The sequence below is a fragment of the Olivibacter sp. SA151 genome, assembly GCF_054130995.1.
The window spans coordinates 2,011,773-2,025,771 of the sequence record NZ_CP096391.1 but is presented as its reverse complement, the minus strand read 5'-3'; the positions used below and the strand labels follow the sequence as shown (position 1 = coordinate 2,025,771).

Annotated in this window: 13 protein-coding genes and 2 tRNA genes; 9 read left to right on the top strand and 6 right to left on the bottom strand. The window is 39.7% G+C overall.

Annotated elements, in window-relative coordinates; translation table 11 throughout:
• Window positions 1–9 precede the first annotated feature (9 nt).
• Complete coding sequence (locus tag M1D52_RS08220) at window positions 10–204, top strand: hypothetical protein (RefSeq protein WP_437392180.1); 195 nt, start codon at window positions 10–12, stop codon at window positions 202–204.
• Here M1D52_RS08220 and M1D52_RS08215 read toward each other — a convergent pair.
• From M1D52_RS08215 to M1D52_RS08200, 4 genes are all read right to left on the bottom strand, one after another.
• Entirely contained in the window at window positions 173–547 is a 375-nt protein-coding gene (locus M1D52_RS08215) for a four helix bundle protein (protein ID WP_437365696.1), read from the bottom strand. The genes M1D52_RS08220 and M1D52_RS08215 overlap by 32 nt on opposite strands.
• A gap of 31 nt (window positions 548–578) precedes the next feature.
• Window positions 579–1,286 carry a CoA transferase subunit A gene (locus tag M1D52_RS08210; protein ID WP_437365694.1) on the bottom strand — a complete coding sequence of 236 codons (708 nt, stop codon included), beginning with the start codon at window positions 1,284–1,286 and terminating at the stop codon, window positions 579–581.
• 481 nt (window positions 1,287–1,767) lie between these two features.
• The gene (locus M1D52_RS08205) at window positions 1,768–4,137 is read right to left on the bottom strand and encodes an endonuclease MutS2 (RefSeq protein ID WP_437392178.1); all 2,370 of its coding nucleotides are present in this window, start codon (window positions 4,135–4,137) and stop codon (window positions 1,768–1,770) included.
• Window positions 4,138–4,270: 133 nt separating this feature from the next.
• Window positions 4,271–4,927, bottom strand: coding sequence for a DUF4296 domain-containing protein (locus M1D52_RS08200; RefSeq protein ID WP_130856811.1), 657 nt, complete (start codon window positions 4,925–4,927; stop codon window positions 4,271–4,273).
• Window positions 4,928–5,076: 149 nt separating this feature from the next.
• On the opposite strand from M1D52_RS08200, the gene M1D52_RS08195 reads away from it, so the two are divergent.
• The 5 genes from M1D52_RS08195 to M1D52_RS08175 all read left to right on the top strand — a co-directional run bounded on the left by M1D52_RS08195 (window position 5,077) and on the right by M1D52_RS08175 (window position 9,876).
• Window positions 5,077–5,742, top strand: coding sequence for a YggS family pyridoxal phosphate-dependent enzyme (locus M1D52_RS08195; protein ID WP_013667890.1), 666 nt, complete (start codon window positions 5,077–5,079; stop codon window positions 5,740–5,742).
• Window positions 5,743–5,982: 240 nt separating this feature from the next.
• On the top strand, window positions 5,983–6,423 hold the full coding sequence (locus M1D52_RS08190) for a GNAT family N-acetyltransferase (protein ID WP_013667891.1): 441 nt from the start codon (window positions 5,983–5,985) through the stop codon (window positions 6,421–6,423).
• A gap of 122 nt (window positions 6,424–6,545) precedes the next feature.
• Window positions 6,546–7,322 carry an RsiV family protein gene (locus M1D52_RS08185; protein WP_041387737.1) on the top strand — a complete coding sequence of 259 codons (777 nt, stop codon included), beginning with the start codon at window positions 6,546–6,548 and terminating at the stop codon, window positions 7,320–7,322.
• Window positions 7,322–8,590 carry an aspartate kinase gene (locus M1D52_RS08180; RefSeq protein WP_013667893.1) on the top strand — a complete coding sequence of 423 codons (1,269 nt, stop codon included), beginning with the start codon at window positions 7,322–7,324 and terminating at the stop codon, window positions 8,588–8,590. The genes M1D52_RS08185 and M1D52_RS08180 overlap by 1 nt, the downstream gene beginning before the upstream one ends.
• Before the next feature lie 104 nt (window positions 8,591–8,694).
• Window positions 8,695–9,876 carry a class I SAM-dependent methyltransferase gene (locus M1D52_RS08175; protein ID WP_437392176.1) on the top strand — a complete coding sequence of 394 codons (1,182 nt, stop codon included), beginning with the start codon at window positions 8,695–8,697 and terminating at the stop codon, window positions 9,874–9,876.
• A 17-nt stretch (window positions 9,877–9,893) separates the two neighbouring features.
• Here M1D52_RS08175 and M1D52_RS08170 read toward each other — a convergent pair whose 3' ends face one another.
• Window positions 9,894–10,526 (bottom strand): DUF502 domain-containing protein, encoded by a 633-nt coding sequence (locus tag M1D52_RS08170; RefSeq protein WP_013667895.1) that lies wholly within the window; start codon window positions 10,524–10,526, stop codon window positions 9,894–9,896.
• Window positions 10,527–10,545: 19 nt separating this feature from the next.
• On the bottom strand, window positions 10,546–13,008 hold the full coding sequence (locus M1D52_RS08165; protein ID WP_437392174.1) for a bifunctional UDP-N-acetylmuramoyl-tripeptide:D-alanyl-D-alanine ligase/alanine racemase: 2,463 nt from the start codon (window positions 13,006–13,008) through the stop codon (window positions 10,546–10,548).
• A 154-nt stretch (window positions 13,009–13,162) separates the two neighbouring features.
• Between M1D52_RS08165 and M1D52_RS08160 the strand changes: the two genes are divergently transcribed.
• The 3 genes from M1D52_RS08160 to M1D52_RS08150 all read left to right on the top strand — a co-directional run bounded on the left by M1D52_RS08160 (window position 13,163) and on the right by M1D52_RS08150 (window position 13,961).
• The gene (locus tag M1D52_RS08160; protein ID WP_377610989.1) at window positions 13,163–13,651 is read left to right on the top strand and encodes a regulatory protein RecX; all 489 of its coding nucleotides are present in this window, start codon (window positions 13,163–13,165) and stop codon (window positions 13,649–13,651) included.
• 100 nt (window positions 13,652–13,751) lie between these two features.
• Window positions 13,752–13,824: transfer RNA gene (locus M1D52_RS08155), tRNA-Gly, on the top strand.
• Between the two features lie 51 nt (window positions 13,825–13,875).
• A tRNA-Leu gene (locus M1D52_RS08150) sits at window positions 13,876–13,961 on the top strand.
• The last annotated feature ends 38 nt before the right edge of the window (window positions 13,962–13,999 follow it).

Here is a 13,999-nt window from a genome sequence, read left to right as displayed (position 1 = left end):
GTCAATGTGATGATTAGTCAATTAGCCAATGTGATGATTAGCCAATTAGCCAATGTGATGATTAGTCAATTAGCCAATGTGATGATTAGTCAATTAGCCAATGTGATGATTAGCCAATTAGCCAATGTGATGATTAGTCAATTTGATAATATCATTAATATCAATACGCTTGCTAGTCCGTCAAATTCACCCTGCTTTTTTTAGATGTAGCAATAATTTTTGTAATGATTTTTGAAATCTGTTCCAATTTAGATAACAACATTTGCGTATTCTCCAGATCATAAGATTTCAAACACAATTGCAACCAATATTCGGTTTCATCCATTTCCTTTGCGGCAATCTTAAACTTATGTATAAAATCTGATTTACTTTCTGCATTCTGAGCTTCTCGAACATTCGCTCCGATAGAAGTTCCACTTTTAAATAACTGGCGTGCCAGATTGTATCTGTATTCCGCTTCTAAGCATTCACAGTAGCTAATAATGTCTAAAGCAAAGTCAAATGTAAGTCTAAGAATGATGTTTTTTTCTATTAAATCTTTATGCATTTACAATTTTATTATTGGCTAATTGGCTAACTTAAAAAATTGGCTCATCTCTAACGGTTCTCTTCTCAATTCTTTTTTCATATTTTTCTCCTTGGAATATGCGATGTACATAAATCCCGGGCGTATGGATATGATCCGGATCCAAGGATCCAACGGGTAGCAACTCCTCGACTTCCGCAATGGTTATTTTTCCGGCCATGGCCATGATAGGATTAAAATTACGGGCCGTTGAGCGAAAGATAAGATTCCCGGTTGTATCTCCTTTCCAAGCCTTTACAATGGCAAAATCAGCATTGAATGCCATTTCTAACAAATAGTCTTTATCGTTAAATCTTCTGATTTCTTTACCTTCTGCCACTTCGGTTCCTACTCCTGCCGGTGTAAAGATTGCCGGCATTCCATAACCGGCCGCCAAGCATCGAGTGGCCAAGGTGCCTTGCGGTATTAACTCAACCTCCAGTTCTCCCGAAAGTAGCTGACGCTCAAATTCTGCATTTTCTCCGACGTAAGACGCGATCATCTTTTTTAGCTGCCTTTTTTGAAGCATTAAACCGATTCCGAAATCATCTACACCGGCATTATTGGAAATACATGTTAAGTCTTTCACTTCTTTTTTCACCAATGCGGCAATGCAATTCTCGGGTATCCCGCATAGACCAAATCCCCCGAGCATAAGTGTCATTCCATCCTGAATGTCTCTAATAGCTTCATCGGCATTGTTCACTACTTTATTAATCATGGCTATCAAGTTTAAAAATCGGCTGCAACGACGTTAATTTACAATTTTGGTTCTATAAAACAAAAGGCTGTAAACAATAAACTATAGGCTGTAAGCAATAAGCCATAAGCCGACTGATGCGCGTAACTAAGAACGCTGCCCCTCGTTATCACATTAGCTAATCATCACATTGGCTAATCGGCTAATTAGCGAATTAACTACTCAACCACTCCACAACTCAGTGACTTAACAATTCCAAAAAACATTTAGAATTAATTTAAATAATACTTACCTTTGGCAGCGTAAATTGATGAAGATGAAGGTATTGAACATTTTTGAGATGGAGCTGGTAAGAAATGGCTGCCCGTTAGATCCTGAAAACCACAAAGGACTGAATCCTTATACCGGTTGTTGTGAGTTCAAGAAGTGTTGCAAAAAATATAAGAAGGGCAAGCGTTGTAAAAAATGTCCCAATAGGTAAAGAATTAGCCCATTCGATAGGCTAATTCAAATATACATACGTTATTCCATCACCGCCTCTATCAGCATGTTCGTCTTCCATCCTGTTAACCTGCGAATATTTACGTAAATAATCCCGTATCATTTTTCTAAGAATACCATCTCCTTTACCGTGAATAACCTTTAGGCTTGGAAAACCCAACATAATGGCCTTATCTAGGTGCTTTTCGATCGCCTGAAGGGCGTCTTCTGTGCGCATGCCCCTTACATCCAATTCAGGATAAAATCCCGTTAACTCTTCGGTAACCATTGCGCTATGAGATTTACGAATTTCTTTTGGAACCTCTTTTGTTGCTACTTTTTCTACACGTTTTCTTTTTACCACCGATCGCAAATCACCCATCGCCAAGATAAGGTTATCTTTCGCAACTTCCAGTACCTGAGCCACATTACCTGATTCTATAATTTTCACCCAATCGCCAACGTGTATTTCTTGGTTATTAGCGACCGTAGCTCCTTTCGTTTTTGGTTCATTGAGTTGGTGGCGTTCAAGCTCTTGCTGCAAGTGTTGTCTAGCTGCCTTCGTTCTCTCTCTATCTGCTTTGCTGTCCTTAATTTCTGAAATCGTGTTTTCCACTAACCTGTTGGCATTTTTTATAATTTCCTGGGCTTCTAGCTTAGCTTGTTTAAGGATTGTCTTTTTATTCTCGTCTAAATAGCGTTGCAAAGCTTCGGTATCTTGTTGTAACTTATTGAGCGCAGTTTCTCTTTTCTCAACTAAACGCTTGGTATCCAGGATTGTCTTTTTTTCCCGCTCTAAGTCAACAAGTAAGGTGTCAACCCGCTTTTGTTGTGCACCTATCTTTTGTTTTGCTGCTTGTAGAACCTCCGTTGGCAATCCAATTTTTTGTGCAATTTCAAAAGCATAAGAACTGCCCGGTTTCCCGATTTCTAAAATATAAAGTGGATGCATGGCTGCATTATCAAAAAGCATGGAAGCATTTTCCAGGCCTTCTGTCGCATTAGCAAAGTTCTTCAAATTAGAATAGTGAGTAGTAATTACACCTCTTATTTTTTTACGGTTCAAAACTTCCAATACCGCTTCCGCTATCGGGCCACCGAATTGTGGATCAGTACCTGTGCCAAATTCGTCAATAAGCACCAACGTTTTACCGTTCGCGTGTTCCGTAAAGTATTTCATCTTCGAAAGATGAGCACTATAGGTACTTAAGTCACTTTCGATCGACTGGTCATCGCCGATATCAGCAAAAAATTGTTTAAAAACACCTATCGTCGACGACTCGTCCGCCGGAATCAATAATCCGGCTTGGGCCATTATTTGCAACAAGCCGATGGTTTTCATCGCTACCGATTTTCCGCCTGCATTAGGTCCTGAAACAACGATTACGCGCTGCTGATTATCTATTTTGACATTCAACGGCACAACTGTTTGTTTCTCCTTCTTAAAACTGAGCATCAGAAGGGGGTGTCTGGCGTTTATCAGTTCAACGGCAGCTTCTTTTGACAACTGTGGCATATCCGCTTCCAATTCGATTGCAAAAAGTGCCTTGGCTCGCACAAAATCAAGTTTACTAAGCAATCCATGATAGGCTAACAAGAGCGGAATATTGGGACGTAATGTATCCGTTAATTCAATTAAAATACGGATCACTTCTCTTCGCTTATCAAATTCAAGATCGCGGACTTTGTTGTTTAAATGAAAAACTTCTTCGGGTTCGATGAATACCGTTTGCCCCGTAGCCGATTCGTCATGAATAAAGCCCTTCAACTTGCGTTTGTTTTCTGCCAATAGCGGGATGCATAAACGGCCATCTCGAACGGTTAGGTTTCCGTCTGCCGTCCAGCCGTTTCCCTGAGCGCTTTTAAAAACATGGTCAATCCGTTTGCGCGCCTCCTGCTCTGCTTTGGCAATATTGGTGATAATTTCTGAGAGAAGCGATGAGGCGTTGGGCTTAATTTTACCTTTCGCATCGATTACGCGTTCAATAGCATTTACAATCCCTTTTTCTATTGGCAAGTGCTCGAATAATGCTTCCAGGTTAGGATAATGTCCATTTCTGTCGTTAAAATATCGGATAACTGCAAATACAGTTTTCAACGACAGTAGCACATGAAAAAACTCTTCTTCTGTCAAAAACACCCCCTCTACCCTAGCCTTTTCTGCGAGGGCACGTATGGGATACAAATGTTCTATGGGCAAGGGGGAATCGTTCAGTAATATTTCTTTAAATTCATAGGTTTGACGCATGAATTTATTGATCTGGTCAAACTGATGCATCGGTTGGATTTTGTCCACCATTTGCCTTCCCATTTCACTTAAACAGTATGCTTTTATTAGTGCCTTGATTTCGGTAAAACCCAATTTATCAACAGCATTCTGAGGATATATCATTCTATTTAACTTTAGGTAGCGCTGTAGGCTGTAAGCCGCAGAGGGTTAGTCCCTACTCAAGTACTTACTACTCCACTACTTAACTACTCAACTTTTAACCATTGGCTAATTAAAAATTTGGCTAATTAACAACTTAACGCCTCTTCGACTTAACCGGCCCCTTTATTTTCAACGAGTCTGCCGGTTTGGACTTCTTGATTGAATCTATGGGTAACAACAACTTACTCAATTCGCTATTTCCATTCGGAATATAAAGGATTCGTTTAACCAATGCCTTCTCCAGGGGCAAAGACCATGCCTCCGATTTACGGTTAGCCGAATCGGTATGCTTCCGATAAAGTAAATTTTTGGTCAACTGAAAATTCACCGAATCAGCCTTTATTTTGTCTAGACTATCTTTAATGGACGCACTCTTTAAAGAATCGGCCACGAAGACCTTTCTCATTTTTGCATCTATCTTCGCTTGTTCATCCTTTTGATATTGCTGCAACCGCTTTTGCACCTCGGCATAAATCTGATTCAATAAGCCCGGATCTTTTGAATAGAAGACGAGGCTTTTGTTAAACCCAGCCGAATCAGTGTCATATTTTTTAAAGATGGAAGCATAATAATTTTTCGCCAGCAAGCGAGACGAATCCATGGGTAAGGAAGACAGGTATCCTTCAGCCAGATGAAAATCACATAAAAGTGGGACCATCTTCTTTTGGGCGATAACTCCTTCAGGCACCTTCTCCTTATTACAAGCCGCTAACAAAAACACTGAAAGAATTACTATTAATAACCGAGTCATTTCTTTAAATTCGCACAAACTTAGATAAAATGCTTTTCATATGCAATTAGTTACCTTTGCGTCCGCTTTAAAGCAGGCGTTTAGGTTGCGATGAGTAATTGTCCAAGAAAGGTACAAGTGTGGGCGGGCGAAAAAAATTGATAAGAGAAATGAGTATTAGTGATAATTTAGAAAAGATTAAAAAAGAAACAGATTCGGTAGGTGTAACATTGGTAGCCGTTTCAAAAACCAAGTCAGTAACTGAGATTCAAGAAGCTTATGATGCCGGACAGCGCACGTTTGGAGAAAACCAGGTACAAGAGTTGCGCGATAAATACGAAGTTTTACCGAAAGATATTGAATGGCATATGATCGGTCATTTACAAACAAATAAGGTAAAATATCTTGCGCCCTTTATCAAATTAATTCACTCTGTTGACAGTTTGAAATTGCTTCAGGAAATTAATAAACAGGCGTCAAAACATGACCGAATCATTGATTGTCTTTTGCAAATTTATATTGCGGACGAGGAAACGAAATTTGGCTTGGCTTACGACGAAGTAATCGAACTACTACGATCCGACGAATTCAGCATACTTAAAAATGTTCGTATTGTTGGTCTAATGGGAATTGCTACCAATACCGATAATGAGAAGCTGATCAAAGAAGAATTCTATGAGTTAAAAACACTTTTTAATGGCATTAAAGCCAGCTTCTTTCGAAAAGACGACGCTTTCAAGGAGTTATCGATGGGTATGTCGTCCGACTATAAAATTGCCATTGAACAAGGGAGTACAATGATTAGATTGGGAAGCACCATATTTGGGTCACGTTGAGTTGTTGAAACGTTAAGTTGTTGAGTCGTTAAATAGTTGAGTCGTTGAGACGTTGAATAGTTAGTGACTACTTAACTACTTTCCTACTTAACTACTTAACTAGTTGTTGAGTCGTTAAATGGTTGAGTCGTTGAGACGTTGAATAGTTAGGTGACTACTTAACTATTTTCCTACTAAACTACTTAACTACTCCCCAACTATTTCCCTACTAAACTACTTGACTATTTTATTACACAAAGCATGATACGTAAAGCGCAAAAAGAAGACTGTTCGAGAATTTTAGAATTGATACATGAGTTAGCCTTGTATGAGAGGGCCCCGGAAGAGGTGACCGTTAGTCTGGAAGAAATGGAAGATGCCGGCTTTGGAGCAAATCCCGTATGGGAGGCTTTTGTAGCTGAAATTGATGGCGTTATACAAGGTATTGCTTTATACTATACACGTTATTCGACTTGGAAAGGGCGACGGCTTTATTTAGAGGACTTAATTGTTACCCAAGAAATGCGAGGTCGTGGCATCGGCAAGCTTCTGTTTGATAAAGTTATTGAAGAGATGCAGAACAAAGGCTATAGCGGTATGGTATGGCAAGTATTGGAGTGGAATGAGCCTGCGATAAACTTTTACAAAAAGTATCGCGCAACTTTTGATTCCGAATGGGTTAACGTTTCGATAAACAATTAATAGATTACCTTGTTAATTTGTCTAATATGCCGTTTTGTCTCTTCCTTTAATAAAGTGCTGATATGTTTAGAATAAAAAAATCTTTACTGATAAACGCTAGCCTGCTACTAACTTGTGCAAACATGCTGTTCCTATCATGCAATCTTAACAACGAACGGAAAACTGTCGCAAAAGCTGACACGCTCCGTTATCGGTATCAGCATTATATATTATCAAGTAAGGAGGTTGTGGATAACGATGGAAAAAAAGACACGACTTATTTCAAAGCGGTTTTTCCTGAATTTGAACAAAAGGAAATCAATGATTTAATCAAAAGACAGTTTACAGCTAATAGGCAGCCCGACACGCAATATAATTCAATTGAACAAGAAGCAAAAGCATTTATTGAAAACTATGAAGATTTTGTAAAAATGGACGAATATCCCCGTGCCTGGTATTCTGAAATGCACGCAAAGGTATTACAAAACAAACCTTCTTTTCTTTCTCTATCCTTAGAACTTAGCGACTATACAGGCGGAGCACACGGGAACTATAATACACTTTTTTACAATTACGACCCGTTAAAAGTCGACACCATTGGACTTGAAAAGATTATCCCTGTGGAAAAGCAACAATCGCTAACCAAGATAGCAGAAGTGATATTCAGAAAACAGGAGGGACTATCTACCGAGCAAGCACTGGACGAATCCTATTTTTTTGAAGATAATCGTTTTCATTTAAACAATAACTTTACCCTTACCCCAAAAGGTTTATTATTTTTGTATAATGTATATGAAATCAAACCTTACGCAGCAGGCATCACAGAATTGATGATTCCCTACGAGCAGATCGACTCATTGATGACGGAGGAAGGCAAACATATACGAACCCAGCTAAGACAGAATATTACAACAAATTAATGCAGGTATTTAAATTTGGAGGTGCATCTGTAAAGGATGCCGACGGGGTTAGAAATGTTGCCCGTATCGTAGAAGATTATAAAGATCAACAGCTTATTATTGTAGTTTCAGCCATGGGCAAAACTACGAATTTATTGGAAGAAGTAACAAAGGCCTATTATAACCAAGAGCCGGAGCTATACAACCTTTTCGAAAAAGCCAAAAAATTTCATGAACAGGTGCTAGACGAGCTATTTGAAGATAAACAGCATTCCATTTTTGACGAGGTCGCCAATTTATTTGTTGAGATCGATTGGATCATTGAAGAGGAGCCGCAAGACGCTTATGATTACTTGTATGATCAGATTGTTTCTATTGGTGAGCTGGTCTCTTCGCGCATTATAGAAGCATACCTGAGAAAAGTTGATATACATAGTCTTTGGATTGATGCTAGAAACTATATCCACACCGATAATACTTTTCGAGAAGGGCAGGTAAATTGGGAAAAGACCGAACGCAGCATGCGATCTTCGATTCCCGCTCTATTGGAGAAAAATATACTGGTTACTCAAGGCTTTATTGGTAGCACCTCTGAAAATTTCACGACTACCCTAGGCAGAGAAGGCTCTGATTATACCGCAGCCATTTTTGCTGCTTCCTTAGATGCAGAGCTAGTAACGATATGGAAGGATGTTCCCGGGGTGCTCAATGCAGATCCAAAATGGTTCGACTCAACTGAATTAATACCTGAACTTTCTTATTTAGATGCGATTGAGCTTACTTATTATGGAGCCACGGTAATACATCCGAAAACAATTAAACCTTTACAAAACAAGGGGATTGCGCTAGCCGTACGCTCTTTTGTTGATACCAAGAACAACGGCACAATCATAAGGGCAACCAATAATACATTACCGGTCTCCTCTTTCATCTTTAAAGTAAATCAGGTACTCATTTCTATTTTGCCCAAGGACTTTTCTTTTATAGTTGAGGATAACTTCAGTCATATCTTTGATGTGTTTGCCAAACATCGGTTAAAGATCAATATGATGCACAATAGTGCAGTTAGTTTTTCGGTGAGCGTCGATTATGATGAACAAAATATCGTTTCTCTGATTAAAGAGTTGAAAAAACAATATGATGTGGAGTTTACACGCGACTTGGAGCTCGTAACCATACGATATCATAATCCGCAAACAATTGAACGGGTATTGATAAATAAAGAAGTGATCATGCAGTTACAGGATAACTATACCTGCCAAATGCTTATTCGATCGGTGGGTAGTTAGTTCGTTGAGTTGAAGAATCGTCGAGTAGTTGATTAGCTGTTGTGATTATATGGGCGATGGTCGATTGCTGCAAGTTGATTACTAGTCCCTAAAAGCCCAAAAAAATGAACCAAGCGATTTTAAAACCGGAAGTGCAAAATTTCTTGCGGGATCATATCCAAGCATCTCCCGCTTCAATAGCCTTAGGGAAAAGTCCCTTTCCGGATGTAAGCGCCCCTGAACTGGCCGAGCAGCTAGATGGGATGAAGCGAGCTCAAAAAAAATTGCCGCAATGGTTTAATACAACGAATATCTATTACCCGGGCCTCTTGGGACTCGAACAGTCTTCTTCATCACTTACCGGTGCCTATAAAAGAGGATTAATAAATGTCGGCAGCTCGATTGTCGATATTACCGGCGGATTCGGCGTTGACGACTATTACTTTGCTCAACGCGCACAGCAAGTAATTCATTGCGAGCGCAATGCCTCTTTATCACGGATAGCCGAGCATAATGCCAAACAACTTGGCGTTATGAATATTCAATTTTTCCCGGATGACGGCATCAGCTACCTTCATTCCTCCGATAAAGTTTTTGATTTCATTTACATCGATCCCTCGCGACGAATCAAACAACAAAAGGTGTTTAGGCTAAGCGATTGTGAGCCCGACGTAGTTATGCATGGACCTTTGCTTAAACAGAGAGGTAAAACTGTGTTAATAAAAGCCGCACCGCTTTTGGATATACAGGCAGCTGTTCATGAACTTTCGGGAGTTACCGACGTTCACATTATCAGTGCACACAACGAATGCAAAGAGCTGCTATTTGTTTTGCGTAATAACCCTACAAACGCAATCACCTTTCATTGTGTGGCGCTTAGCAACAAGACTTCAGACATTTTGCGCTTCAACGAGGAACAGGAGAAAACGAGCCAGCCTGCTTTTGATAATCCCCGGAGGTATTTATATGAACCGGATGCAGCGCTGTTAAAGGCAGGGTGTTTTAAATATACGGCCGTTCATTTCAACTTATCGAAGTTGCATCAACATACCCATTTATATACCTCCGAAACTTTCAAAGAAGGCTTTATTGGCCGCTGTTTTGAGGTTATTAAAGTAGAAACGTATAGTGATTTCAAAAAAAATAAGAATTCAACTCAAGGAAATGTATCCACGAGAAATTTTCCATTGAAACCGCAAGAATTAAAAAAGAAGCACAAAATAAAAGATGGCGGTGATCAGTATCTATTTTTCTGCACCGGCCCCCAAGAGCAGCTTCTTGTACTATTTTGCAGGAAGCACCGTTAAATTAAGATCACCATTAACTATTCGGCAGAGGGCTTTATATCTTTCATCTCCTCGTGTTCTAATCCACTTACCCCACCCGAAACCACGAGCTTCATGGCATCTGTTGCGCTCATTTTTAGCGGTGTTACACGTTTTGCCTTTACCACACAAACTTGCCCGGCAAAAGAGTAGGAATACGGAAAATAAACAATAACATCTTCCGGCAAGTGTATTTTACGAAGATCGTGCTGCGTAAGAAAGCCGATTTTCTTGAGTCCCGTTTCATTCACTTCTACCAGAACCGGCTCGTTAAATTTTTTCTCATCCCCAACAAATGCTTCTGTAAAATCTTTAATCGACGAATACAATGTACTGAATAGCGGTACTCGGTTTAACAATTTATACAATCGATTATAGATTGGCTCGGTAATAAAATTGGTAACGATCACACCGGCAAGAATTAATATCAGAATCATTATGACAATACCTAAGCCCGGTATATACAGCGGTTGTCCTGTTTCGTCGCGTATCAGCCAACTTAGATTTAAAGCGGAATCAATTGTTGCTACGATCCAAAAGATCAATAGTAAGGCACCTGCTAAAGGCACCAAAAACAAAACTCCTTTGATTAGGTAGTTTAATAACAATCTCAACAATGTTCTATTCGACATTTTATGGGGTAGATTAAATTTATTCAAAGTAATAAACGCGTCTTACGCGTTGTGAAATACTTGTTAGGATTTCGTATGGGATAGTCCCGATCGCTTTTGCCAATGTTTCTGGAGAAAGTTCCTCTCCCATTACCAAAACCTCCTCTCCTTCCTTAACATCAATCCCTGTAACATCCAACATACACATATCCATACAAATATCTCCAACAGTGGGTACAAGCCTTCCTTTTATAAGCATCTTTCCAACGCCATTGCCAAACCTTCGACTGTATCCATCGGCATAACCGATCTTTACCGTAGCAATGGTGCCGTCGCCGTTTAAACGCCCGTTCCTATTATAACCCACTGTATCTCCCGCCTTTATATACTTAACTTGGGTAATCCCCGTACGGAGGCGAGTTACCGACTGCAATGGCAAAGAACGATATTCATCTGCTGAGACACCATATAGCCCGATGCCCAAACGAACCATATCAAATTGTGCTTGCGGAAAGCGGGAAATAGCAGATGTATTAGCTATATGCCTAATAAAATGATAACCTAAGCCACGCGCTAAATCTTGCGTAAAAACATCAAATAGCCGTATCTGTTCTGATGTAAAGTTATCGTGTTCCCGGATCCCGCTTGCCGCCAAGTGCGAAAATACACTTTTTACGACTATTTTATCGGTTCTTTTCAATTTGGCCAATAATCGATCCACATCGTCCGGTTCAAAGCCTAATCGATGCATACCTGTATCCACCTTAATGTGTACCGGATAGGCTTCCATCTTTTCTGAAGGCAACTTGCTGATAAAAGCTTCGAGTTCAGAAAAGCTATATATCTCCGGTTCAAGACGATACTCAATCATTTGTTCGAAAGTATCCTCTCCGGGGCTCATTACTACGATAGGAAGCGTGATACCACTTTTTCGAAGAGCAATCCCTTCATCGGCATAAGCAACCGTTAGGTAATCCACTTTATTAAATTGTAACAAATTAGCAATTTCAAAACTTCCACTCCCATAGGAAAAAGCTTTTACCATTACCATCAATTTCGTGCCTTGCTGCAACAATGATTTATAAACATTCAAATTGTGCTCCAGCGCATTTAGATTGATTTCCAACGTAGTTTCGTGCGTTTGTAGCGTAAGCGCTTTACTGATGTTTTCAAAGCCGAAAACCCGACTGCCTTTAATGAGTATTGTACTATCTCGAATCTCAAGCTTAGGTATATTTGTCAGCAATTGTTCCGTTGTATCAAAGAATTGGGTATCCATACGAAATAATGCTGCATGTTGACGAAGGTGTTTTCCTACGCCAATCAATCGATCAAGTCCTTTGCCTTCGAGCATGGAGGCTACTTTTGTATAAAGTGCCGTTTGATTTTGCCCTACTGTCGGTAAATCGGAAAGTATCAGCATTTTACGTGAATGTTGTTGCTGTTGTTTCAGAAAGTCTAAAGCGATCAGTAAAGATGACAGATCGTTGCTATACGAATCATCGATAATCGAGTTGTTATTAATGCCCTTTTTAAGTTCTAAACGCATACTTACAGGAAGGAGACGTTTCACACGATCAACGATAACCATCGCTTCATAACCTATTGCTAACATAAGGGCCCAGCAACAAACGAGATTTTCTATAGAAGCCTTATCCACGAATGGCACAGTTAGCACATAAGACTGTTGAAGGTACGTTGCTTCTAACACGTATTGCGATCCGTTTTCCTTGAGAGAAGCAGTTACCTCCAGCTGAGCGCCTTTGCCGATTCTCCATGTAAAATGATGTCGACCAGGTACCTCTATTGCTGAATCTACGTATGTCGGGTTATAAACGATTTTATCAGCATCTTTAAAAAGCTTTAACTTTTCAATGGTCTTTTCTTTAGTGGAAGCAAAACCATCATCATGAGCATGGCCGATGTTTGTTAATATACCAATTGTTGGCTTCACCATTCTTTCAATGGCTTCCATTTCACCTACTTTACTAATACCGGCTTCAATAATGGCTAAATTATGTTGTCCATCCATTTGCCAGAGTGATAAAGGTACACCAAGCTGTGAGTTATAACTTTTTGGGCTCCGAACAATGTGGTATTCCGGAGATAGTAATTGATAAAGCCATTCCTTTACGATAGTTTTGCCATTACTTCCTGTAATCGCAATCACAGGATATGCAAATTGCTTCCGATGGTAGGTAGCCAACTGTTGTAATGCATGCAGTGTATCCTGCACAAAAAGCCAATTGCAATTAAGGTAATCGGTAATGTTAATAGCTTCTGGTCTGACAACAAAATTCCTGACACCTGCACGGTAGGCCTCTTGCACATATTGATGTCCGTCTCTCCTTCCAGGCAGCGCAAAAAAAAGAGCGTGTTTCGCATCCGTTATTTTGCGACTATCATAGGCTAGCGTATTAACAATGGCTGAAGGATCAATTAATTCGGAAGCTGCTGCAACAATAGTTGCTATATCTTGTACAGTATAAATCTTATTGCTCATTTCATGCTATATCTGGATATTTGGAAAGACCAAAAGAAAGCCGTCTTTCTTTGAATAGGCAGTGGTTTTAGAACCTTTTTCTAACCATTTACCATTGCAGGTCCAAAATTGAGTATTTTTTAGGAATACGGCAATTTTTTACGACTTTAGAAGTATGGACTACGAGAAAGAGATAAAACAAAAAAAGCTGACAAGACAACAGGCCAAATCAAAAGCGGAAAGCTACTGTGCCTATCAAGAAAGGAGCCAACAAGAAATGCGTGATAAGCTTTACAGCTGGGGGCTTCATCCAGTGGATGTTGAAGAAATTATTGCTGACCTTATTACCGAAAATTTCTTAAACGAAGAACGCTTTGCTTTAGCCTATGCTTCGGGAAAGTTTACGATCAAAAGTTGGGGTAAGATAAAAATCAGACAGGGACTAAAATTGCATCAAATTTCACAGCGACTTATTCAAGATGCTTTGAACCAAATCAACCAACAAGCATATTATGACAAGTTGCGTGGATTGTTAGAAAAAAAAGCAGCGCATTTGAAAGAATCAGACCCTTATAAACGAAGAAATAAGTTGGCTCAGTACGCACTGTCCAAAGGCTATGAAAACGACTTTATTTTTGACATACTGACTAACAATAACTTATAAAATACTTTACATTTTTTTAAAAAATAATTTGCCAGAAATTGAAAACTGCCTATATTTGCATCACCAAAACGGAAAAACGGTCTCAAAAAGATCGAAACAAGCGAAAGTAGCTCAGTTGGTAGAGCGCAACCTTGCCAAGGTTGAGGTCGCGAGTTCGAACCTCGTCTTTCGCTCCGAATCCTTTCTCTCGAGAAAGGATTTTAATTTTAAAAGCTAGTATAGCTGCCTAGGTGGTGGAACTGGTAGACACGCAGGACTTAAAATCCTGTTCGCCTTAAAGCGAGTGCGGGTTCGATTCCCGCCCTAGGTACGAAAGCCGCAGTTTAGCAACTGCGGCTTTTTTTGTTA

Excerpts from the sequence above, each read along its gene's own strand:
- M1D52_RS08170 (WP_013667895.1), bottom strand. The coding sequence starts at position 10,526 with ATGTCGAATAGAACATTGTTGAGATTGTTATTAAACTACCTAATCAAA.
- M1D52_RS08165 (WP_437392174.1), bottom strand. The coding sequence starts at position 13,008 with ATGAGCAATAAGATTTATACTGTACAAGATATAGCAACTATTGTTGCA.
- M1D52_RS08210 (WP_437365694.1), bottom strand. The coding sequence starts at position 1,286 with ATGATTAATAAAGTAGTGAACAATGCCGATGAAGCTATTAGAGACATT.
- M1D52_RS08215 (WP_437365696.1), bottom strand. The coding sequence starts at position 547 with ATGCATAAAGATTTAATAGAAAAAAACATCATTCTTAGACTTACATTT.
- M1D52_RS08220 (WP_437392180.1), top strand. The coding sequence starts at position 10 with ATGATTAGTCAATTAGCCAATGTGATGATTAGCCAATTAGCCAATGTG.
- M1D52_RS08190 (WP_013667891.1), top strand. The coding sequence starts at position 5,983 with ATGATACGTAAAGCGCAAAAAGAAGACTGTTCGAGAATTTTAGAATTG.
- M1D52_RS08205 (WP_437392178.1), bottom strand. The coding sequence starts at position 4,137 with ATGATATATCCTCAGAATGCTGTTGATAAATTGGGTTTTACCGAAATC.
- M1D52_RS08180 (WP_013667893.1), top strand. The coding sequence starts at position 7,322 with ATGCAGGTATTTAAATTTGGAGGTGCATCTGTAAAGGATGCCGACGGG.
- M1D52_RS08195 (WP_013667890.1), top strand. The coding sequence starts at position 5,077 with ATGAGTATTAGTGATAATTTAGAAAAGATTAAAAAAGAAACAGATTCG.
- M1D52_RS08200 (WP_130856811.1), bottom strand. The coding sequence starts at position 4,927 with ATGACTCGGTTATTAATAGTAATTCTTTCAGTGTTTTTGTTAGCGGCT.
- M1D52_RS08185 (WP_041387737.1), top strand. The coding sequence starts at position 6,546 with ATGCTGTTCCTATCATGCAATCTTAACAACGAACGGAAAACTGTCGCA.
- M1D52_RS08175 (WP_437392176.1), top strand. The coding sequence starts at position 8,695 with ATGAACCAAGCGATTTTAAAACCGGAAGTGCAAAATTTCTTGCGGGAT.
- M1D52_RS08160 (WP_377610989.1), top strand. The coding sequence starts at position 13,163 with ATGGACTACGAGAAAGAGATAAAACAAAAAAAGCTGACAAGACAACAG.